Consider the following 21,237-nt stretch of genomic DNA (forward strand, 5'->3'; position numbering starts at 1 on the left):
GGCTCTCCTCTAGCTCTTCGCCGGCTTCTTCGGGCGCGGGGTCGGCGGCGAGAGCAGCAGCGCAGCGCCGACGAGCAGGAGGGCCGCGCATTCGGCGCTGTCCTGGTAGACGCCGTCCTGTTCGGGTGCGTCGACCAGGTGGTCCACCTGGACGGTGAGTTCGGTCGGCAACGTGCGTTCCATGCTCATGGAAATCAGCTCCTCAGAAGGGGATGACTCCTCAAAGCCTATATTCGGGACAAATCACCGCAAGTTGACCATTCACGTCAGGTCGGCAGACCGCTCGCGCGGGCGATCGCCTCCACCTCCCGCCGCAGCCGCTCCCGCTCCGCCTCCCGCGCTTCGGCCTCGGGACCGGTGAGCGCGTCGAGATCGACCGAGGTCATCGCACCCAACGGGCCCAACAGATCGAGGAGTTCACGCAGCCGTTCCCCGAACTCCGGGGTGAACAGCTCCTGTTCCCGGTCGGACAGGTCGATGTCGACGCTGGTGTCACGGTGCACGAGCGCCTCGTTCGTCCCCTTGAGAATGCGCAGCAGCAGGGCGTACGCCTCGGGGTCGAGACTGCCGCGCAGCTCGGCCAGGCGGCGCGCGAACCGCCGGGTGGTCTCCAGGAATGCGTCGTCGTTCATACGGCCATGGTCCCCGAGCGGGCCCGGCCGTCCGGGGTGTTCGCGGCGATCCACCCCATCGTGCGGGGCTCAGACCCCGTTCGCGAGCGCCGCGAGGACCTCCCGCTTCAGCTCGGCCCGCCGGGGGCTGGAGACCAGGTCCTGGGGCAGGACGCCGTCCCGCTCCTCGAAGGGCCGCAGGACGGCGAGGACGTGGGCGTACTCCCGGGGATGCCGCTCGGCGAGGCGCGCGGAGGCGCCCGCCTTCGCCTCGGCCGCCGCGAGGACGCGCGGGTTCTCGCGGGCCCGCTCGCGCAGCGCCTGGGTGAGCTGGCGGACGTACCGCTTGTACTCCAGGCGCCGCTGCTGGAGGGCGGCGAGGAAGCGGCGGGCGTTGAGGACGCCGGTCGCCTCCGGGCGGGGCAGCGCGTAGAAGTCGTCCGGGAGGACACCGAGGGCGTGCGGCGTCTCGGCGCGCGCCCGCACGGCGGTCGTCCGTCCGAGTTCCCGCAGGGCGTTCTCCCAGCGCCCGAGCAGCAGGGGGTGGCGCAGTGCGGTGTTGCGGCCCTCCTGGTCCTTGGCGTCCTCGGCTGCCGTGTGGCGGACGACGGTGTCGGCGGCGCCGAGCAGGCTGTCGACCTCGGGGGTGCGGGGCGCGGTGAGCAGGCCGTGGGCGCAGGCGTGCTCGATCTGTTCGTGGACGTCGCGGAACGACGGATCCCCGGGCGGCTCGGCGACGTTCAGCCGCGCCCGCTCCTCGGCGAGGAGGGCGGTGTACTCCGCCGGGAACGCGAGCCGCAGCCAGCCCTGCGCGGTGAGCCGGGAGTCGGTGCCCGCCCTGCGCTCGACGCTGCCCAGGAAGTCGTCCCGGCGCAGCTTCTTGACGAGCACGCCGGCCTCGTTGCGGCGCACCCGCACCCGGCGCAGGCGGTGTTCGGTCGTCTCCAGGCGCGGGTCGCCGGTGTAGCGCATGCGTTCCGTGGCGACCTGGAGCTCCCCGTCGGCGCACAGCAGGGCGTCCTGCCAGTCCTGCCGCCACTCCGGTCTGCGCAGCAGCCTGCGGGTGCGCTGCGGGACGTACCCGCTGACGGCCTCCGCGACCGCCACGGTGACCAGGTTGTCGAAGCGTTCGCTGATCAGGGGCACCAGGTCGTCCGTCGGTACGTGTTCGACGTCCGCGAGACGGATCTTCTCCACCACGCCGAGGAAGCCTACCGAGTACGGCGGCCCGGCACGGGGTCATCACGCTTTCTGTACACGGGAGTTCACGTCGTGTCAGCCTCGCGGGGTGGCGCCGTCGAGGCGCGGACCACGAGTTCGGTGGCGAGTTCGATGTGGTGGGACTCGACCTTCTCACCGCCTGCCAGGCGCAGGACGGTGCGCAGGGCGGCGGCGCCCATCTCCCGTAGCGGCTGGCGCACGGTGGTGAGGGGCGGCGAGGCCATCTGGGCGAAGCTCGTGTCGTCGAAGCCGACCACGCTCAGGTCCTCGGGGACACGCAGACCCCGGGTGCGGGCGGCCTCGATGACACCGATGGCGATCTCGTCGTTGCCGGCGAAGATCGCCGTCGGCGGCTCCTGGAGGCCCAGGAGGGCCGTGGCGCCGAACACCCCGGCCTCGTACGTGAACTCCCCGGACCGGACATAGGCGTCGGGCACCCGCGCTCCTTCCGCCTCCAGGGCGGCGCGGTAGCCGTGCACGCGCGCCTGGTTGCACACAGCCATGGCGGGTCCGCCGATGTAGGCGATGCGGCGGTGTCCCAGGGAGAGCAGGTGCCGGGTCGCGGCCAGGCCGCCGCCGAAGTTGGTCGACCCGACGCTGTGGACGCGACTGTCCGGCAGGTGCATGGGGTCCAGCACGACCAACGGCAGCCCGAACCGGGCCAGTTCGTTCACATGCGCCGTGGTGTACACGCTGGTGACCGCGATGACGGCGCTGCGCCCGGCGGAGACCAGGTCCCGGGCCCAGTGCGGGGCGTGGGACGCCTTGCTGATCACCACCGAGGCTCCCGACGCGGCGGCGGAGTCGATGATGCCTTCCAGGGCCTCGGCGACGTACGGCTTGAGGCCACCTTGGAACTGCACCTCGACGGTCGGGCACTCGACGGTCTCGGTGTGGCGGAACACGGGCGCGAGGTAGTCGTGCTGACGCAGCAGTTCCTGCACCCGGCTGCGGGTGTGCGGCGCCACGTCACCGCGGCCGTTGACCACTTTGGACACGGTCGCGACGGAGACTCCCGCCGCTTCGGCGATGTCGGCCAAGGTGGTGCGCCTGTCGTTCGGACGCATCGGTTCCTCCGAAATAGTTTCGGTCCCCGTCAAGATTACCGGAGGGCCGTCATCAGCCCGATATTAGGGGCCTGTATCCGACACCACAACGGGCCTGCACGCACCTTGACAGGGCGTCAGATCGAAACCTAGTTTGCACGGACAGAGCTCGGAGACAGCTGTTTCGAAAACCTTTCCCCCTGACTCACGAGAAGCCGACGGCTCTCGAGTGCGGAGAAGAAACATGGCGCTCTCCCGACGTACCCTCCTCGGCCTGGCCGCCGCGGCGCCGGCCTCCGCGGCCCTCGCGGCCTGCGGCTCGTCCGGCCCCAGCGGGGGCGACGACGCGACGGCCACGTACTGGCACCTCAGCGGTCAGCCTCAGGAAGGCGTCAGGACCGGTGCGGCGGAGCGGTTCAACAAGGCCAACCCCAAGGGGCAGATCAAGGTCACCACCTTCGAGAACGACGCCTACAAGACGCGGATCAAGACCGCCATCGGCGCCGGGAAGGCGCCCACCATCATCTGGGGGTGGGGCGGCGGCACGCTGCGCACCTACGTGAAGGCCGGCCAGGTCGACGACCTCACCCCGTGGTTCGCCGAGCACCCCGACCTCAAGAACCGGCTCCTGCCGAACTCGTTCGGCCCGGCGACCGTCGACGGCAAGATCTACGCGGTGCCGACCGAGAGCGTGGAGCCGATCGTCCTGTTCTACAACAAGAAGGTCTTCGCCGACGTCGGCGTCCAGCCGCCCCGATCCTGGGACGACATCATGGCCCTGGTGCCCCGGTTCAACGCGAAGGGCATAGCCCCGTTCGCCCTCGGCGGCCAGTCCCGGTGGACGAACATGATGTGGCTGGAGTTCCTGTTCGACCGCATCGGCGGCCCCGAGGTGTTCCAGGCCGCCTACGACGGCGAGAAGGACGCCTGGTCCCACCCGGCCGCCATCGAGGCGCTGACCAAACTCCAGGACCTGGTCAAGGCGGGCGGATTCATCAAGGGCTTCTCCTCGATCACCGCGGACTCCAACGCCGACCAGGCGCTGCTGTACACCGGCAGGGCCGCGATGATGCTGCACGGCTCCTGGTCGTACGGCATCCAGCAGACCGAGGGCAAGAACTTCGTCTCCGGTGGCGGCCTCGGTTTCATGAACTTCCCGCCCGTCGAAGGCGGCAAGGGCGATCCGAGCAACTCCGTCGGCAACCCCGCCCAGTACCTGTCCATCTCCTCGAAGGCCAGTGCCGAGCAGAAGGAGATCGCGAAGAAGTTCTTCGCCACCGGCGTCCTCACGGACGAGGAGGTGAAGGAGTGGATCGACACCGGGGCGGTGCCGCTCCGGAAGGACTCGCAGAGACTGCTGGCCGGCTCCAGGAGCTCCGAGTTCCTGGAGTTCGTGTACGGCATCGCGAACAACGCGAAGTCGTTCAGCCAGTCCTGGGACCAGGCACTCAGCCCGACGGCCGCCGAAGCACTGCTGGACAACATCACCAAGCTGTTCCAGCTGTCCATCTCGCCCCAGCAGTTCGCCGGCAATCTCAACAAGGTCATCGGCACGTGAGCGCACTCACGGGCTCCCCCGGGCGCGAGGGCCGGCGCGGCATCCTGCCCTGGCTGGCCGTGCCGGCGCTGCTGTTCTTCGTCGGCTTCGCCGTGGTCCCGCTCGTCGGCGTCTTCGCGCTGAGCTTCACGACGTGGGACGGGATCGGCACCATCGAACCGTCCGGGCTGACCAGCTGGCGTGCGGTGCTCACCGAACCCGGGCTGCCGCACGCCCTGTGGGTGACGTTCCTGGTGATGGCCGTGTCCTGGGCGGTCCAGACACCGGCGAGCATTCTGCTCGGCACGTTCCTGGCCGGCCGCCAGCGCTACCGTGCGGTGCTCAGCCTGATCTACTTCGTCCCGCTCCTGCTCAGCTCGGCCGCCATCGCCGTCGCGTACAAGGCGCTGCTCGACCCCAACTTCGGGCTCGGCGCCGGGCTGGGGTTCGACTGGCTCAGCAAGGACTGGCTGGGCCGCCCCTGGCTCGCCTTCGGTGTCGTGGTCTTCGTCGTCTCCTGGCAGTTCGTGCCGTTCCACTCGCTGATCTACCAGGGGGGCGTCCAGCAGATCCCGCGGTCCCTGTACGAGGCCGCGCAGCTGGACGGCGCCGGAAAGGTCCGCCAGTTCTTCAGCATCACGCTGCCCCAGCTCAAATACACCATCATCACCTCGTCGACACTGATGGTGGTCGGCTCGCTGACCTTCTTCGACCTCATCTTCGTCCTGACCGAGGGCGGCCCGTCGGACGCCACCCGGGTCCTCGCGCTGGACATGTACAAGCGGGGCTTCCAGGCCAGCCTGATGGGGCCGGCCAGCGCCATCGCGGTGATCCTGGTCCTGGTGGGTCTGGGCCTCGCCCTGCTGCTGCGCCGGCTCGGCGGCCGGGACGCCGGCGAGAGCCAGCTCGAAGGAGTCTGACATGACCACCACGCTGACCAAGCCGCAGCCCCAGAAGACCACCCCACGTCAGCGGGGGCGCCGTCCCGGTGGGACCGCCGGCCGGCGCAACTGGCTCGGCGGGCTGGCCGGATGGCTCTGGCTCGCCGTCGTCGTCATCCCCCTCTACTGGATTCTCATCACCAGCCTCAAGGCCCGGACCACCTACTACGCGAGCAACCCGCTGGCGCCTCCGGCCGACCCCACGCTGGACAACTACCAGCTGGTCCTGGAGTCCGAGTTCTTCAGCTACTTCTGGAACAGCGTCGTGGTCACCGTCGGCGCGGTGGTGCCGGCGGTCGCGGTCTCCTTCATGGCCGCCTACGCCATCGTGCGCGGCTGGCGCATGCGGTTCCTGCGCGTGGTGAACGGCCTGTTCCTCATGGGCCTCGCCATCCCGCTCCAGGCGACGGTCATCCCGATCTACCTGATCATCATCAAGCTCCAGCTGTACGACAGCCTGCTGGCGCTGATCCTTCCGTCGATCGCCTTCTCCATCCCGCTGTCCGTGCTGATCCTCGCCAACTTCATCCGCGACGTGCCCAAGGAGCTGTTCGACTCGATGCGGGTGGACGGGGCCACCGAGTGGGGGACGCTGTGGCGCCTGGCGGCGCCGCTCACCCGCCCGGCCATCCTCACCGTGACCATCTTCAACGCGCTGACCATCTGGAACGGCTTCCTGCTGCCGCTGATCCTCACCCAGAGCCCGTCCCGGCGGACTCTGCCGCTCGCCCTGTGGACCTTCCAGGGGGAGTACGGGGTCAACATCCCCGCCCTGCTGGCCGCCGTCGTCCTCACCACCCTGCCCCTGATCGTCCTGTACGTGTTCGGCCGCCGCCAGCTGCTCAGCGGTCTGACCGCCGGATTCAGCCGTTGACGCGCCCCGGCCGAGGGTCCGACGGACGTGGGATCTGGAACGACCCCACTCTTCCCGTCACCGCGAGAGTCGACGCCCTGATCGACGCGATGACCCTTCAGGAGAAGACCGCCCAGCTGTACGGAGTGTGGGTGGGCGCCTGCGACCAGGGCGGTGAAGTGGCGCCCCACCAGCACGACATGGAGGAGGCCGTCGACCTCGAAGCGCTTCTGCCCGACGGACTGGGCCAGTTGACCCGGCCCTTCGGCACGGTCCCGGTCGACCCCGCCGTGGGCGCGCTGTCACTGGCCCGCACCCAGGCCCGTATCGCCGCCACGAACCGCTTCGGCATCCCCGCCCTCGCCCATGACGAGTGCCTGGCCGGTTTCGCCGCCTGGGGGGCGACGGCCTACCCCGTTCCGCTGTCCTGGGGCGCCACCTTCGACCCGGACGCGGTACGGCGCATGGCCGCCGCCATCGGCCGCGACATGCGTGCCGTCGGCGTCCACCAGGGGCTCGCGCCCGTCCTCGACGTGGTGCGCGACGCCCGCTGGGGCCGGGTCGAGGAGACCATCGGCGAGGACCCGTACCTCGTCGGCACCATCGGGACGGCCTACGTGCGGGGCCTCGAATCCGCCGGGATCGTCGCCACCCTCAAGCACTTCGCCGGCTACTCGGCCTCACGCGCCGGCCGCAACCTCGCCCCCTCCTCCATGGGCCCGCGGGAACGCGCCGACATCCTGCTGCCGCCCTTCGAGATGGCGCTCCGTGAAGGCGGCGCCCGCTCGGTGATGAACGCCTACACCGACACCGACGGCATCCCCTCCGCGGCCGACGAGGAGTTGCTCACCGGGCTGCTGCGCGACACCTGGGGCTTCGACGGCACCGTCGTCTCCGACTACTTCGCCATCGCCTTCCTCAAGACCCTGCACGGCATCGCGGCCGACTGGTCCGACGCCGCCGGCACGGCGCTGCGCGCGGGCATCGACACAGAACTGCCCAACGTCAAGACGTACGGCGCACCCCTGGCCGAAGCCGTCGCCGACGGCCGCGTACCGGAAGCGCTGGTCGATCGCGCCCTGCGCCGGACCCTCACCCAGAAGGCGGCGCTCGGCCTGCTCGACCCCGACTGGAACCCCGTGCCGGCCGCGCTCGACGGCGCGGAGCTGGACGAACCGGCCGCCCTGCGCGGCCGAATCGACCTGGACTGCCCCGAGAACCGCGCACTGGCCCGCACGATCGCCGAGGAAGCGGTCGTGCTGCTCAGCAACGACGGCACCCTGCCGCTCACGGGGCCGCGCCGCATCGCCCTGCTCGGCCCCAACGCCGACGAGCCCACCGCCGTCCTCGGCTGCTACTCCTTCCCCCGGCACATCGGCGTCCGCCACCCCGGTACCCCGCTCGGCATCGAACTGCCCACGCTGCGCGAGGCTCTCACCGCCGAGTTCCCCGACGCCCAGATCACGGTCGCCCTCGGCACCGGAATCGACGACGGAGACCTCTCCGGCATCCCCGAGGCCACCCGGGCGGCACGCGAGGCCGACATCGCCCTGGTCGTGCTCGGCGACCGCGCCGGGCACTTCGGGCGGGGCACCACCGGCGAGGGGTGCGACGTCGAGTCCCTGGTGCTGCCCGGCGCGCAGCAGGACCTGCTCGACGCCCTGCTCGACCTGGAGACACCCGTGGTCACCGTCCTGCTCGCGGGACGGCCGTACGCCCTCGGCCGCGCCGTGGCGGAGTCCGCCGCGATCGTGCAGTCCTTCTTCCCGGGTGAGGAAGGCACGCGCGCCATCGCCGGGGTGCTCAGCGGCCGTACCCGTCCCTCGGGACGTCTCCCGGTCGGCGTGCCGCGCGGGCCGGGCTCCCAGCCGGCCACGTACCTCGGGGCGCGGCTCGCTCACGTCAGCGAGGTGTCCGTCATCGACCCGACCCCGGCGTTCGCCTTCGGCCACGGTCTGTCCTACACACGGTTCGACTGGACAGACCTCGCCCTGGACGCCCAAGAGGCCCCGACGGACGGCGAGTTCGCCCTCGCCTTCACCGTCCGCAACGCGGGCGAGCGGCCCGGGACCGAGATCGTCCAGGTCTATCTGCACGACCCGGTCGCCTCCGTCGTCCAGCCGGTGCAGCGCCTCGTCGGCTACGCCCGGGTCGAGCTGGAGCCGGGTGAGGCCCGGCGCCTGCGGGTCACGGTCCCGGCCGACGTCGCCTCCTTCACCGGACGCGACGGCCGGCGCGTCGTCGAACCGGGCGAGCTGGAAGTGCGGCTGGCCGCCTCCAGCGCGGATCCGCGCCTGACGGCCAGGGTCACGCTGACCGGGGCCGAGCGCCGGGTGGACCACACGCGGCGCCTGCACGCCACGATCGGGCAGGCGCCGGAGGGCCGGGCCTGAACCGTCTCACAGCACGCCGCGCCGGGCGAGGCTGCGCATCAGCGCTCCCACGCCGAACGTCCACGGCGCGGCCTCCTCGCTCGGGACGACGGTGTTGACCAGGGCGCCGAGCCGCGGGCTGGAGATCCGCACGACGTCGCCGTACTCGTGGGTGAAGCCCGCGCCGGGCGCCTGGCGGTCCTCGGTGGGGGCGAACAGCGTTCCGGTGAACAGCGCGAAGCCGTCCGGGTACTGATGGTGCGGGCCGTGCGTGGCGGCCACCAGGTCCAGTACGTCGCGGCTGATCTCGCGCATGGAGCTGCTGCCCCGCAGTACGTAGCCGTCCGTGCCGTCGACCCGGAGGTCGATGTCGATCCCGCGTACGGTGTCGAGGCCGAAGTCCTCGTCGAACAGGCGGACGAACGGGCCGATCGCGCAGGAGGCGTTGTTGTCCTTCGCGCGGGACAGCAGCAGGGCGCTGCGTCCCTCGATGTCGCGGAGGTTGACGTCGTTGCCGAGCGTCGCGCCGCGTACCCGGCCGCGCGAGTCCACGACGAGGACGGCCTCGGGCTCGGGGTTGTTCCACACCGAGGCGCCGAGCACGCCGATGTCGGCGCCCGTGCCGACCGCGGACAGGACCGGCGCCTTGGTGAACACTTCCGGGTCAGGGCCGATCCCGACCTCCAGGTACTGCGACCACAGCCCCTCGGAGACGAGCAGTTCCTTGGCCCTGTCCGCTTCCGGCGATCCGGGACGGATGCCGTCGAGCCTGCCGCCCACCACCTGCCCGACCCGGGCCCGGATCCGCGCGGCCTGTGCCGGATCGCAGCCCGTGCGCTCCTCGATGACGCGTTCCAGCAGGCTCCGGGCGAAGGTGACGCCCGCGGCCTTGATCACTTGCAGGTCGATGGGGGTGAGCAGACGCGGAACGTCACGGCGTCCGGCCGGCGCCGCGAGCAGTTCGTCCAGGTGCCAGACCCGTCCGCCGTCGGCCTCGCGGACGACCGCCGCCGCGTCGTCGCGTTCCACGAGGTCGGAGACGGTCGGGGCGACGGCGGTCAGGTCGACGACCTGCTCGCCCCGGACCGCGGCCACACACGGTCCGTCCCACTCCGGATCGTGAACCCGCGCGACGAGGACGGCCCGGTCGGCGTCCGCCGGCAGGACGGAGCCGGCCGTGAGGACCGGGCGGGGGCGCACTGCTGCCGATTCCATGGCAGGTCAGCGCACCCTGCCTCGGGGCTTCAACGGCACGGCCGGCAGTTCCGGAGCGGGCAGCGGGGCGCCGTCGTACCCCTTCACCGTTCCGAACCGTGTCCCTTCCATCCAGTCGGCGCGGGCCTGTTCGATCTCCTGCTGGGAGCGCCCGATCCAGTTCCAGAACATGACGAGTTCCTCGTCGAAGGGCTCGCCGCCCAGGAGCATCACGCTCGCGTCCGACCCTGCGCGCAGGGGGAGTTCGGTGCGGCCGCAGCCGAGGTAGAGCATCGAGCCGGGGAGGACGGGGACGCCGTCGACGTGGGTCTCGCCGGACATCGCGAGGACCGCGTACTCGAAGCCGGGGTCGAGGGGGAGGCGGACGTCCGCGCCCTCGGTGAGGGTGAGGTCCGCGCCGGTGATCGGGGTGTAGGCGGTGCCCGGGGAGGCGGCGCCGTCGAGGGTGCCGAGGATCAGGGTCGCGGTGAGGCCGGGGGCGGTCACCTCGGGGAGGGCGGCGTGGTGCTCGAACCGGGGTTCCGTGTGGCGGTGCGCGTCGGGCAGCGCGACCCAGAGCTGAGCGCCGTGCAGGAGGCGGGCGTGGTCGCGGGGGCTCTCCTCGGAGTGGCTGATCGCGCGGCCCGAGGTCATGAGGCCCAGTTCGCGGGGGCGGATCTCCTGGAGGCTGCCGGTGGAGTCGCGGTGCAGGACCTCGCCGTCGTGCAGCCAGCTGACGGTCTGGAGGCCCATGTGGGGGTGCGGGGGGACCTGCATCCCGGGTTCGCCGGCGATGTCGTCCGGGCCGTAGTGGTCGACAAATGCCCAAGCACCGATCATGCGTCGGCCCAGATTAGGGAGGAGTCTGCGGACCTCGGTGGACCCTCCGAGCTGGACCCGGCGGGGGGTGAGGAGTTCGCGTACCGGTTCCGCTACGACGAATCCCCGGCCGCCGCAGACGGCGGGGACCGGGGCCCGATCAAGGTTGCTCATGGGGTCAACCTAGCCCTGCGGGACGGGTCTTGTCCGGCGACTTCACCCAGATAGTAGCCATGGACATCATAGCCATGTACGGTATCGGCTCATGAGCACCGGGAACGAGAAGGTGACCCACGGCTCCCTGGTCTGGCGCCTCGCGGGCAAGTGGCGGGTCGCGGTCGACCGGGCGCTGGCCCCCGTGGGTCTCACGCACGCGCAGTACGTCGTCCTCGCCTCGCTGTACGGGATGCGGCGGGCCGGCGTACGGCCCAGTCAGCGCCGGCTCGCCGATCAGACGGGGCTCGAAGCGCTGTACGTCTCCAAACTGGCGCGGGCGCTGGAGTCCGCCGGGTTCCTGACCCGGGAGAAGGACCCCAGGGACCCGCGGGCCATGCGGCTCACCCTCACGGAGGAGGGGAGTGCGGTGACCCGACGGGCCATCGGGGTCGTCCAGGGGCTGCTGGACCAGATGCTGGCACCGCTGGGCGGGCAGGACAGCGCGCGGGCGGCGGCCTTCGCGGACGACCTGCGGCTGCTGCTGGAGACACCCCTGACGCCGCTGACACCGATGACACCGATGACACCCCTGCCGTCGGCCGACGCCCCCTCGTGATCCCGCGGCCACAACCCGCCCGGCACCCCTGACACCACCGAGACACCCCGCCGCCGTCCGACACCCCCGCTCGACCTCACGACATCACTCGGGAGACGTCATGACCACTGTCAACGGCCGCACCATCGGCCTCGCCCACCACGCCGGACGCGCGGTCGCCGAGCGTGTCCTCGACCGGCACGGGATCGGCTTCCTCGACCACCTCGCCCTGCGCGCGGCGCTCGCCGCCGACGGTCCCTTCACGCCGGACGACCTCGCGGACCGGCTCAGCGACGATCTCAAGAACGACCACGCCGTGTCGAAGGAGGCGGTGACCTACCTCGCCGCACGGGGATACCTGGAGTTCTTCGACGGCCCGCGCCTCCTGCGCCCCACCGACGCCGGACGCGCGCTCTTCGCCACGGCCAGCGCGGCGGTCGCGGAGGTGTCGGCGCGGCTCTACGCCGGGCTCACGGAGGAGGAGTTGACGGTGGCGGGCCGGGTGCTCGACGTGGTGACGGAGCGGGCGAACGCCGAACTCGCCGAGCTGGAGGGGTAGTTCACGGAGAAGGGCCCGGTTCCTGATGCGGAACCGGGCCCTGTCCGTGCCGTCAGGCTCTCTGCCTGCGGTGCGCGATCTCCCCCAGCACCACGTCCACCACGATGAACGCGGCCAGCGGGATCCCCAGCAGCGGCACGAAGTACCCCAGCGCCGCGATCAGCGCCATCCCGGGTACGAGGATGTACGGCGGGACCTCCGCCCACGCGCCCCTCGGGATCGGCCGCCCGAACGCCTTGCCGCGTCCGCGCTGCCACCACATCCGGTAGCCCAGCAGGATCATCACGACCAGCGCGAGCGCCAGCAGCATCAGCGCGATCTGGTTGACCAGGCCGAACAGGACGCCGGTGTGCAGGTCGATGCCCCAGCGGGTCAGCTTGGCCAGCACCGGGTAGTCGGCGAACCGCACGGTGTCCGTGACCACGCCGGTCCCCGGGTCGACGGCGACCGCGTCCTGCTTCTCCGGCCAGCTCCGCTGGACCTGGCGGACGACGTACGCCGACTCCGCGTCGGCCGGGGGCACGATCTCGACGGGGTCACCGAGCCCCTTGGCCCGCGCCGCCGCGAGGACCTTGTCCAGGCCGACGCCGTGCTCGCCGGTGCCGCCCGCCGCCGAGGCCGAGCCGTGGCCCGCGTGTTCGCCGCCGGACGCCGCCGACGAGACCGACGGAGTGGTCTGGCCGAGGGAGGTGCGCAACTGCGTGACGCTCTCGCCCGCGTACTTCGACCAGGTGAGGCCGGTCGCGGAGAGGAACACGAAGCCGAGGGCCACCCAGACGCCCAGCGTGCCGTGCAGGCCCAGATTGCGGCGCCGTCCCGTGGTGCCGCGCACCTTGCGCAGCGCCCTCCGGCGGGAGAACCACAGCACGACGCCGCCGAGCGATATCACCCACAGCCAGCTCGCCGCGAACTCGCTGTACAGGCGGCCGTCCTCGCCCAGGCGCAGGTCCCGGTGGAACTCGTCGATCCAGGTGCGGACGGGGAGGGCGCCGGTCGAGCCGTACTGCTCCAGGTCGCCTTCCACCTTCGCCGTGTACGGGTCCACGAAGACGGCCAGCGTGTGCGTCGGGGCGACGCCCCGCACGCCGGACAGCAGCACGCGGGTCGTCGCGTCGTCCTCGGGCGAAGGCCTGATCGCCGAGACCGTGCCCTCCGGGTGCGCCTTACGCGCCGCCGCGACCTGCTCCGAGATCGGGAGCTTCGACTCGCCCACGGGGACGGTGAGTTCGTCGGCGTACACGATCTTCTCGACCTGGAAGGAGGCCGCGTACAGGAGGCCGGTGAGCGCGGAGACCAGCAGGAAGGGGGCGACCAGGATCCCGGCGTAGAAGTGCAGGCGCAGGACGAGCGGACGCAGCGGCGCCCACGGACCCCGCTTCTTCGGCGCGGGCTGCGCCGCCGGAGCGTCGTCTTGCGGGACCTCGTCCGTGGCGGTCGGGGGAGCGGTGGACATCGGCGGGGTTCTCCGGGGGCTGGGGACGGTGGCTGTCAGCCGTTGCGGTTCAGTAGTCGGGCGGCGGGGCCGGTGAGTTCCCGGCGATTTCAGTGACCTGCATCACACCGATCCGTACGCGTGGCATCCTGACCCGATGAACACCCACCTGACGGACCAGATCGAGCAACTCCTCTCCACGGACGGCCCGTTGCCGATCGTCCCGGCGGGAGACCCGGTCCTGCGCGCGGGCACCGCCCGGTACGAGGGCCAGCTGGGCCCCGCGCTGCTGGCCCGCCTCGTCGAGGCCCTCCGCGTCACCATGCACGCGGCGCCCGGAGTGGGCCTGGCCGCGCCCCAGGTCGGCGTCCCCCTGCGCATCGCGGTCATCGAGGACCCGGCGACGGTCCCGGACGAGATCAAGGCGGCCCGCGCCCGCGCCCCGCAGCCGTTCCGGGTGCTGGTCAACCCCTCGTACGAAGGGGTCGGCGCCGAGCGGGCCGCGTTCTACGAGGGGTGCCTCAGCGTCCCCGGATACCAGGCGGTCGTCGCCCGGCACGCCGAGGTGCGGCTCAAGGGGGAGGACGAGACGGGCCGGATCGTCGACGAGGTGTTCACGGGGTGGGCCGCCCGCATCGTCCAGCACGAGACGGACCACCTCGACGGAGGGCTGTACCTCGACCGGGCCGAGCTGAGGTCGCTGGCCGCGAACGAGGTGCTGGCGGCGAGGTGGGCGCAGGCGACGCCGGGGGAGGCGGCGGAGGGGCTGGGGTTCGCGCTGCCGTAAGCACCCGCGTCGCCGTGAACACCTCGCTGGGATCCGCGTTGCCGTACGCCCCCGCAGCCCTCCCCCTGCCGCCCTCTACTGGTCCCGGTAAGCCTCCAGCAGCCGCAGCCACACCTCACTGACCGTCGGATAAGCCGGCACCGCATGCCACAGCCGGTCCACCGGCACGCGGCCGGCGACGGCGACGGTCGCCGAGTGGATCATCTCCCCCACTCCGGGGCCGACGAAGGTCACGCCCCGGACGATCTCCTCCTCCAGGTCGACGACCATCCGCGCCCGCCCCCGGTACCCCTCGGCGTACAGCCCGGCCCCCGCGACCGACGAGAACTCCACGTCGACCGCGCGGACCCGGTGCCCCGCGGACTCCGCCTCCGCCAGGGTCAGCCCCGCCGACGCGGCCTCGGGGTCGGTGAAGACGACCTGCGGGACGGCGTAGTGGTCGGCGCTCGCCCGGTGCGCGGCGCCCAGCGGATCGCCCGAGGCCCGCGCCGTGATCGCGGCGCCCGCGATCCGGGCCTGGTACTTGCCCTGGTGGGTGAGGAGGGCGCGGTGGTTGGCGTCACCGACGGCGTAGAGCCAGTCCGTGCCGGTCACCTGGAGCGTGTCGTCCACGTCGAGCCAGGTACCCGGCGTCAGGCCGACCGTCTCCAGGCCCAGATCGTCCGTACGCGGCGCACGCCCCGTCGCGAAGAGGATCTCGTCCGCCTCGATCACGTCCCCGGTGTCGAGGGCGACGCGCACGGCACCGTCCTCCCGGCTCACCGACGCGACGTTCACCCCCGTACGGATCTCGGCCCCCGCCTCGCCCAGCGCCTCCGCGACCAGCTCCCCGGCGAACGGCTCCATCCTCGGCAGCAGCCCCCCGCTCCCCCGCACCAGCACCGTCACTTGAGACCCGAGCGCCTGGTACGCCGTGGCCATCTCGACGGCGACCACTCCCCCGCCGACGACGACCAGCCGCCCCGGCACGCTCTGCGCACTCGTCGCCTCGCGGCTGGTCCACGGCCGGACCTCGGCCAGACCCGGCAGCGAGGGCAGGGCGGCCCGCGACCCCGTGGCGACGACCACCGCGTGGCGTGCCGTCAGCACCTGCCCGCCGACCGTCACCGTCCGCTCGCCGGAGAGCCGCCCGTGCCCCCGGTACAGCTCCGCCCCGATCCCCTCGATCCACCCGACCTGGCCGTCGTCCTTCCAGTGGGAGGTGAAGTAGTCACGGTTGGCGAGCACGGCGGGCACATCGAGCGCCCCGGCGACGGCGTCCCGCAGCCCCGGCACCCTGCGCGCGTCCGCCCGCGCGATGACCGGCCGCAGCAGCGCCTTGCTCGGCATACAGGCCCAGTAGGAGCACTCGCCCCCGACGAGCTCGCTCTCGACGATCGCGGTGGTCAGCCCCGCGGCCCGCGTCCGGTCGGCGACGTTCTCCCCGACGGGCCCGGCGCCGATGACGATCACGTCGTAGGCAATGGTTTCCGATTCGCTCATGGGCCCCAGTCTGGTGGGTGGCGTACGGCGGGGCCACAGGGGTAGGCGGCCGGAATACCGACGTCCCGGGCCGCGTTTGCCGGGACGGATGCCCACGAGATCCCCCCGAACTGGAAGAGGTTGGACACCATGAGCAGCACGGTCGAGCTCACCAAGGAGAACTTCGACAAGACGGTCACCGAGAACGAGTTCGTGCTGATCGACTTCTGGGCGGCGTGGTGCGGGCCGTGCCGGTCGTTCGCGCCGGTCTACGAGAAGGCGGCGGAGTCGAACCCCGACCTGGTGTTCGGGAAGATCGACACGGAGGCGCAGCCGGAGCTGGCGGCGGCGTTCGGGATCCAGTCGATCCCGACGCTGATGATCGTCCGTGACCAGGTCGCGGTGTTCGCACAGCCGGGCGCGCTGCCCGAGGCCGCCCTGACGGACGTCATCGGACAGGCGCGCAAGCTGGACATGGACGAGGTCCGCAAGTCGATCGCCGAGCAGCAGAAGAACGCGGACAAGGACTAGAAGGGATATCCCGCGACGTCGCCGCGGACCGTCGTCCACCGGAGTTCGGTGAACGCGTCGAGGTTCGCCTCGCCGCCGAACCGTGTCCCGTTGCCGGACGCGGCGAGCCCGCCGAAGGGTGCGATCGCCTCGTCGTTCACGGTCTGGTCGTTGATGTGGACGATGCCGGTGGGGATGCGGGAGGCGAGGTCGAGGCCCCGGGTGACGTCGGGGGTGACGATGCCGAGGGAGAGGCCGTACGTGCTCGCGGAGGCGAGGGCGACGGCCTCTTCCGCCGTGTCGAAGGGGCGGACGGGGGCGACGGGCCCGAAGACCTCCTCGGCGTAGGCGGGGGTGTCGTCGGTGACGTCGGCGAGGACGGTCGGCCGGTAGTAGCGCTCCTCGTGCGTGCCCCCGGCGGCGAGTTTGGCGCCGGCGGAGGTGCTGGCGGTGACGAGCGCGTGGACCTTGGTGAGCTGTCCGTCGTCGATGAGCGGCCCGAGGTGGACCTGTGCGCGGTGGGGGTCGCCGACGGCGAGGGAGTCGGCCTTGGCGGCGAGGCGTTCGACGTACTCGTCGTAGAGGGAGCGGTGGACGAGGTGGCGGCCGGTGGTCATGCAGATCTGGCCCTGGTGGAAGAAGGACCCCCAGGCGGCGGTGGAGATGACGGCGTCGAGGTCGGCGTCCTCCAGGACGATCAGCGCGGAGTTCCCGCCGAGTTCGAGGTGGACCCGCTTCAGATGCCGCCCGGCGAGTTCCCCGACGGCCCGCCCGGCCCCGGTGGACCCGGTGAACGACAGGACGGGCACCCGGGGGTCGGCGACGAGCGCGGCCCCGGTCTCGGCGCCGCCCGGCAGCACGTGCAGCAGCCCGTCCGGCAGGCCCGCTTCGGCGAAGATCGCGGCGAGCGCGTGCCCGCCGCAGACCGCGGTGCGCGGATCGGGCTTGAGCACGACGGCGTTCCCGAGCGCGAGGGCGGGCGCGACGGACCGGATGGAGAGGATCAGCGGCGCGTTGAAAGGCGCGATGACGCCTACGACGCCCGCGGGCACCCGGCGGGTGTAGGAGAGCCGGGGCTGTTCGCTGGGCAGGAGCTGTCCGGTGGGCCGGGAGGCGAGGGCGGCGGCCTCGTAGCACTCCTGGGCGGCGACGTGGAGTTCGAAGTCGGCCTTGCCGGGTATCGACCCGGCCTCGCGGACGAGCCAGTCGCGCAGTTCGGGGGCGTGGGCGGTGAACAGGTCCCCGGCCCTGCGCAGGACGCCGGCGCGCACGAAGTGGGGTGCGGCGGCCCACTCCCGCTGGGCGGCCTGCGCGGCCTCGGTGGCGGCGGCGACGTCCGAGGGGCCGGCGAGCGTGACGGTGGCGAGCCGTTCGCCGGTGGCGGCTTCGACGACGGGGTGTTCAACGCCCGGGCGGGTCAACCAGGTCGAGGGGTCGAGCAACGGCATGTCGGCTCTCCGTTCGGCGGCTCTGTACGGCGGCCCGGGGGCGTCCGGCACCCGGCGGGCAGGCGTGGCCCGCGGCTGGGGGCAGCGCGGACCCGAATTGGTTGAGCGCGCAACAGCTTAGCCGTGTCGAACAGAATTCCGGTGACCCGTGACACATTTTCCCGGCCCGGGATTCAGCTGGACTCCCGTGCCACCAGGGCGACTTGGATGGCGTCCCCGTGCTCGGCCTCGGTGCCGGGCGCGTGCACGGCGTGGTCGACGAGGTCGGCGAGGGCGGCCCCGGAGGGGAGCCGGATCGCGACGGAGGTGAGCCGGGGCCGGGCCAGCCGGGCCGTCAGGAGGTCGTCGGCGCCGACGAGGGCGACGTCCTCGGGGACACGGACCCCGGTGTCCTGGAGGGCGCGCAGCAGCGGGAGGGCGTACTCGTCGTTGTAGGCGAACACCCCGTCGAGCCCGGAGTCCGGCCAGCGGGCGGCGAGTTCGAGGGCGGACTCCTCGGTGTGGGCCATCGACAGTTCGGTGACCTCGGCGTCGGTGCCGGCCAATTCCTCGCGCACGCCGTTCAGTCGGGGCGTGGAGAACATGTCCATCCCGCGTTCGACGGGGACGACGACCCCGATACGGCGCCTGCCGCGCTCGTACAGATGCCGGGCGGCGAGGCGGCCGACGTCGGTGTGGTCGAGGATCAACGTGTGGGCGCCGGGGACGTGTTCGGCGGCGAGGGCGACAACGGCCTTGGCCCCGGCGCGTTTCAGGACGGCGACGCCCTCCGCGCCGATGCCGGTGCCGGGCACCAGGACGGCGACCGGCCGCAGTTCGGCCCAGGCGCGGACGGCTTCCTGGCCGCGCAGTCCGCTGGCGCCGTACTGGACGACGGTGTAGCCGAGGTGGCTCAGGGACTGCTGGAGGTCGTGGACGAAGTGGCTGTAGAGGGGGCCCGCGGCGACGGTCGGGGAGGGCATCAGCACCATGCGGCTGTGTCCGGCGCGCAGGCTGCGGGCGGCGGCGTGGGGGACGTAGCCGAGTTCGCGGGCGGCGTCGTGGACGCGTCTGCGGGTGGGTTCGCTGATCCGGACGGCGCTGGTGTTGTTCAGGACGTAGGAGACGGTCGCCCGGGAGACTCCGGCGAGGCGGGCGACATCGGCGCTGGTGGGCACGGGCCGCGGCGCGGGCGGCACGGGCGTTCTGGGTATCTGCACCATGACGTACGGCATCTTGGCAGATGCAACGCGCGGCGCGGCGGGGCGGGAGCAAGGGGGAATCAGGCCGACGTCCTCCTGGCCGGTCCGCACACCCTGTGACCAGGGTCTCAGGGGGGTGACGAGACCTTCGTCACACAGGGTTTGCCGGGCGTCCGGCGACACCCGTCACAGGGGCCGCACGGGTCACCCGGTCCACGAGGTCGCTCCAGCCCGCTTCGAGCCGCTCCAGGGGTTCGCCGCACTGGCGGACCATGTGGTTGACGAAGGGCGGGCTCAGGTAGCCCATGAGCGCGTGGGCGAGCAGGACGTGGTCGGCGTCGGGGGCGCACTGGCGCAGCAGCATGACGACGTGGCTGTGCAGGAAGCGGCCGGCGCCGACGGCGAAGCGGCGGTCGGCCGCGGGTTCGGCGGCGAGCTGGAGATCCATGTGGTCGAGGGTGGTGCGCAGCAGGGCGTGGCCGAAGGCGTGCAGGCGCTCGACCGGCGGGGCGCCGGGGCCCAGGGGCGCGGGGCCGGAGAGGAAGGCGGCCTGGAACTTGTGCGCCGAGTGGTCGAGGAGGGCGTTGAGCAGGCCGGTGCGGTCGCCGAAGCGGCGGAAGACGGTGCCCTTGCCGACGTTCGCCTCGACGGCGACGGCCTCCATCGTGACGCCGGCCGCGCCGTGTTCGGCGACGAGTCTGGCCGCCGCGTCCAGCAGGCGGGCCCGGTTGCGCGCGGCGTCCGCCCGCAGGCAGGGCTCGTCGCCGGGCTGTTCGAGCTGGAGCAGTTCGGGTTCGGCGGCGGGGTGGTCCGAGGGGTTCACGAAGGGGGGCAGAAGGGCGGACATGAACTCAGCGTAAAGCACCGGGAATGAAACTGGACCCCGGTCCGGTTATGGTGGTAGAACCTTAAACGGACCTCGGTCCGGATCCCCACACGGCTTTCCGTTCGCACTTCTGGGAGTACCCATGTCTGTCCGTATCCTGGCGCTCGTAGGCAGCCTCCGCGCCGGCTCGACCAACCGCCAGCTCGCCGAGGCCGCTGTCAAGGTCGCTCCCGAGGGCGCCGAGGTCGTGCTGTTCGAGGGCCTCGCCGAGGTTCCGTTCTACAACGAGGACATCGACGTCGAGGGCAGCGTCCCGGCCGCCGCCGTGAAGCTGCGCGAGGCCGCTGGCTCCGCCGACGCCTTCCTGCTCTTCTCCCCCGAGTACAACGGCACCATCCCCGCCGTCCTGAAGAACGCCATCGACTGGCTGTCCCGCCCGTACGGCGCCGGCGCCTTCACCGGCAAGCCCGCCGCCGTCGTCGGCACCGCCTTCGGCCAGTTCGGCGGCGTCTGGGCGCAGGACGAGGCCCGCAAGGCCGTCGGCATCGCCGGTGGCAAGGTCCTGGAGGACGCCAAGCTCTCCATCCCCGGCTCGCTGACCCGCTTCGCCGAGACCCACCCCTCGGACGACGCCGAGGTCGCGGCGCAGCTCGCCGAGGTCGTCAACGCCCTGCACGGCCACGCGACGGAGCCGGCTGCCGCCTGAGGCACCCAGCAGCGCTGACAGGGCCGGAGCCTTCCGGAAGAGGCTCCGGCCCTCGCGCGTTCAGTCCAGCTCCGCCAGCCGGGGCGCGACCTGCCCCACGAACCCCTCGATCCACCCGACCGGATTCCCGACCGTCGGCCCGAGGATCACCGTCTCGATGCCGAGCTTCCCGTACCCGGCGATGTCCGCGAGGAACGCCTCGACGTCGCCCTCGCCCGCCGCCCCGCCCATGTACGTGATCGTCTTGGTGATCGCGTCGTAGTCGCGGCCCTCGGTCTCGCAGTGCCCGCGCAGCACCTCCAGCTTGTGGCGCACCGACTCCGGGGACGAGGCGAACAGGTTGCAGGCGTCCCCGTACCGGGCCACGAGGCGCAGCGTCTTCTTCTCGCCCTCGCCGCCGATGAGGATCTCGGGGTGCGGGGCGCTGACCGGTGCCGGGACGCACAGCGTCTCGGCGAGCTGGTAGTGCCGTCCCTCGAAGGGGCCGTTGTCCGACGGGTCCCACATCTGGAGGGTGATCCTCAGGGTCTCCTCCAGCCGCTCGAAGCGCTCCGCAACCGCCGGGTACGGCACGCCGAGGCCCGCGTGCTCACGGTCGTACCAGGCCGCGCCGATCCCGAGCCAGGCCCGGCCGCCGGAGAGGACGTCTAGGGTGGTGACGATCTTCGCGAGGAGGCCGGGGTGGCGGTAGGTGACGCCGGTGACGAGGGCGCCCAGCTTGACCGTGGAGGTGTTCGCCGCGAGGAAGCCGAGCGTCGTGTACGCCTCCAGCATCGGGTCCTCGGCGCCGCCGTTGAACTCCATCTGGAAGTAGTGGTCCATCACCGACAGGCGGCTGACCCCGGCCGCTTCCGCCGCCGCTCCGGTCGCGGCGAGTTCGGCGCCGAGCGCGCCCCCGCCTCCGGGATGGTCGAAACGATTGATGTGCACACCGACACGCATGGTCCGTCTCCTGCTCACCGGACGATCTTCTGGCACGTCC

General features: G+C 71.9%; 21 protein-coding genes. 9 read left to right on the plus strand and 12 right to left on the minus strand.

Annotated elements, in window-relative coordinates:
* Positions 1–9: 9 nt before the first annotated feature.
* The 4 genes from ACLZOT_RS23160 to ACLZOT_RS23175 all read right to left on the minus strand — a co-directional run bounded on the left by ACLZOT_RS23160 (position 10) and on the right by ACLZOT_RS23175 (position 2,899).
* Entirely contained in the window at positions 10–189 is a 180-nt protein-coding gene (locus ACLZOT_RS23160; protein ID WP_416970937.1) for a hypothetical protein, read from the minus strand.
* Positions 190–266: 77 nt separating this feature from the next.
* Positions 267–632 (minus strand): hypothetical protein, encoded by a 366-nt coding sequence (locus tag ACLZOT_RS23165; RefSeq protein WP_416970938.1) that lies wholly within the window; start codon positions 630–632, stop codon positions 267–269.
* Between the two features lie 69 nt (positions 633–701).
* Positions 702–1,811: a hypothetical protein gene (locus ACLZOT_RS23170; protein ID WP_416970939.1), complete on the minus strand. Its 1,110-nt coding sequence runs from the start codon at positions 1,809–1,811 to the stop codon at positions 702–704.
* Positions 1,812–1,876: 65 nt separating this feature from the next.
* Complete coding sequence (locus ACLZOT_RS23175) at positions 1,877–2,899, minus strand: LacI family DNA-binding transcriptional regulator (RefSeq protein ID WP_416970940.1); 1,023 nt, start codon at positions 2,897–2,899, stop codon at positions 1,877–1,879.
* 223 nt (positions 2,900–3,122) lie between these two features.
* Here ACLZOT_RS23175 and ACLZOT_RS23180 point away from each other — a divergent pair, with 223 nt between their 5' ends.
* From ACLZOT_RS23180 to ACLZOT_RS23195, 4 genes are all read left to right on the plus strand, one after another.
* Complete coding sequence (locus tag ACLZOT_RS23180) at positions 3,123–4,436, plus strand: extracellular solute-binding protein (protein WP_416970941.1); 1,314 nt, start codon at positions 3,123–3,125, stop codon at positions 4,434–4,436.
* A complete protein-coding gene (locus ACLZOT_RS23185) occupies positions 4,433–5,335 on the plus strand; it encodes a carbohydrate ABC transporter permease (RefSeq protein ID WP_416970942.1) in 903 nt (300 codons plus the stop codon). The genes ACLZOT_RS23180 and ACLZOT_RS23185 overlap by 4 nt, the downstream gene beginning before the upstream one ends.
* A 1-nt stretch (position 5,336) precedes the next feature.
* Complete coding sequence (locus ACLZOT_RS23190; protein WP_416970943.1) at positions 5,337–6,230, plus strand: carbohydrate ABC transporter permease; 894 nt, start codon at positions 5,337–5,339, stop codon at positions 6,228–6,230.
* Positions 6,231–6,319: 89 nt separating this feature from the next.
* Positions 6,320–8,602 (plus strand): beta-glucosidase family protein, encoded by a 2,283-nt coding sequence (locus ACLZOT_RS23195; RefSeq protein WP_416970944.1) that lies wholly within the window; start codon positions 6,320–6,322, stop codon positions 8,600–8,602.
* A 6-nt stretch (positions 8,603–8,608) separates the two neighbouring features.
* Here the strand turns inward: ACLZOT_RS23195 and ACLZOT_RS23200 are convergent, their stop codons facing one another.
* Positions 8,609–9,796, minus strand: coding sequence for a fumarylacetoacetate hydrolase family protein (locus ACLZOT_RS23200; protein ID WP_416970945.1), 1,188 nt, complete (start codon positions 9,794–9,796; stop codon positions 8,609–8,611).
* 6 nt (positions 9,797–9,802) lie between these two features.
* Positions 9,803–10,768 (minus strand): pirin family protein, encoded by a 966-nt coding sequence (locus tag ACLZOT_RS23205; RefSeq protein WP_416970946.1) that lies wholly within the window; start codon positions 10,766–10,768, stop codon positions 9,803–9,805.
* 91 nt (positions 10,769–10,859) lie between these two features.
* On the opposite strand from ACLZOT_RS23205, the gene ACLZOT_RS23210 reads away from it, so the two are divergent.
* Both ACLZOT_RS23210 and ACLZOT_RS23215 read left to right on the plus strand, forming a co-directional pair.
* Positions 10,860–11,366: a MarR family winged helix-turn-helix transcriptional regulator gene (locus ACLZOT_RS23210; protein ID WP_416970947.1), complete on the plus strand. Its 507-nt coding sequence runs from the start codon at positions 10,860–10,862 to the stop codon at positions 11,364–11,366.
* Between the two features lie 100 nt (positions 11,367–11,466).
* A complete protein-coding gene (locus tag ACLZOT_RS23215) occupies positions 11,467–11,904 on the plus strand; it encodes a MarR family transcriptional regulator (protein ID WP_416970948.1) in 438 nt (145 codons plus the stop codon).
* 52 nt (positions 11,905–11,956) lie between these two features.
* Here ACLZOT_RS23215 and ACLZOT_RS23220 read toward each other — a convergent pair whose 3' ends face one another.
* Positions 11,957–13,357, minus strand: coding sequence for a PepSY-associated TM helix domain-containing protein (locus ACLZOT_RS23220; protein ID WP_416970949.1), 1,401 nt, complete (start codon positions 13,355–13,357; stop codon positions 11,957–11,959).
* A 136-nt stretch (positions 13,358–13,493) separates the two neighbouring features.
* Here ACLZOT_RS23220 and ACLZOT_RS23225 point away from each other — a divergent pair, with 136 nt between their 5' ends.
* Entirely contained in the window at positions 13,494–14,123 is a 630-nt protein-coding gene (locus tag ACLZOT_RS23225; RefSeq protein WP_416970950.1) for a peptide deformylase, read from the plus strand.
* A 75-nt stretch (positions 14,124–14,198) separates the two neighbouring features.
* Here ACLZOT_RS23225 and ACLZOT_RS23230 read toward each other — a convergent pair whose 3' ends face one another.
* Complete coding sequence (locus tag ACLZOT_RS23230) at positions 14,199–15,605, minus strand: dihydrolipoyl dehydrogenase family protein (RefSeq protein WP_416970951.1); 1,407 nt, start codon at positions 15,603–15,605, stop codon at positions 14,199–14,201.
* 120 nt (positions 15,606–15,725) lie between these two features.
* Between ACLZOT_RS23230 and trxA the strand changes: the two genes are divergently transcribed.
* Positions 15,726–16,115, plus strand: coding sequence for a thioredoxin (gene trxA / locus ACLZOT_RS23235; protein ID WP_416970952.1), 390 nt, complete (start codon positions 15,726–15,728; stop codon positions 16,113–16,115).
* On the opposite strand, the gene ACLZOT_RS23240 is transcribed toward trxA, so the two are convergent.
* The 3 genes from ACLZOT_RS23240 to ACLZOT_RS23250 form a co-directional block, all read right to left on the minus strand.
* Positions 16,112–17,542, minus strand: coding sequence for a benzaldehyde dehydrogenase (locus ACLZOT_RS23240; RefSeq protein ID WP_416970953.1), 1,431 nt, complete (start codon positions 17,540–17,542; stop codon positions 16,112–16,114). The two genes, trxA and ACLZOT_RS23240, sit on opposite strands and share 4 nt — an antisense overlap.
* A 173-nt stretch (positions 17,543–17,715) precedes the next feature.
* Positions 17,716–18,756, minus strand: a complete 1,041-nt coding sequence (locus ACLZOT_RS23245; protein ID WP_416970954.1) for a LacI family DNA-binding transcriptional regulator — start codon at positions 18,754–18,756, stop codon at positions 17,716–17,718.
* A gap of 118 nt (positions 18,757–18,874) precedes the next feature.
* On the minus strand, positions 18,875–19,570 hold the full coding sequence (locus tag ACLZOT_RS23250) for a TetR/AcrR family transcriptional regulator (protein WP_416970955.1): 696 nt from the start codon (positions 19,568–19,570) through the stop codon (positions 18,875–18,877).
* A 121-nt stretch (positions 19,571–19,691) separates the two neighbouring features.
* On the opposite strand from ACLZOT_RS23250, the gene ACLZOT_RS23255 reads away from it, so the two are divergent.
* Positions 19,692–20,255, plus strand: coding sequence for an NAD(P)H-dependent oxidoreductase (locus tag ACLZOT_RS23255; RefSeq protein ID WP_416970956.1), 564 nt, complete (start codon positions 19,692–19,694; stop codon positions 20,253–20,255).
* Positions 20,256–20,315: 60 nt separating this feature from the next.
* Here ACLZOT_RS23255 and ACLZOT_RS23260 read toward each other — a convergent pair whose 3' ends face one another.
* Positions 20,316–21,197, minus strand: coding sequence for an LLM class F420-dependent oxidoreductase (locus tag ACLZOT_RS23260; protein ID WP_416970957.1), 882 nt, complete (start codon positions 21,195–21,197; stop codon positions 20,316–20,318).
* Positions 21,198–21,237 lie beyond the last annotated feature (40 nt).

Source organism: Streptomyces sp. 4F14, from assembly GCF_048159485.1.
GTDB lineage: Bacteria > Actinomycetota > Actinomycetes > Streptomycetales > Streptomycetaceae > Streptomyces.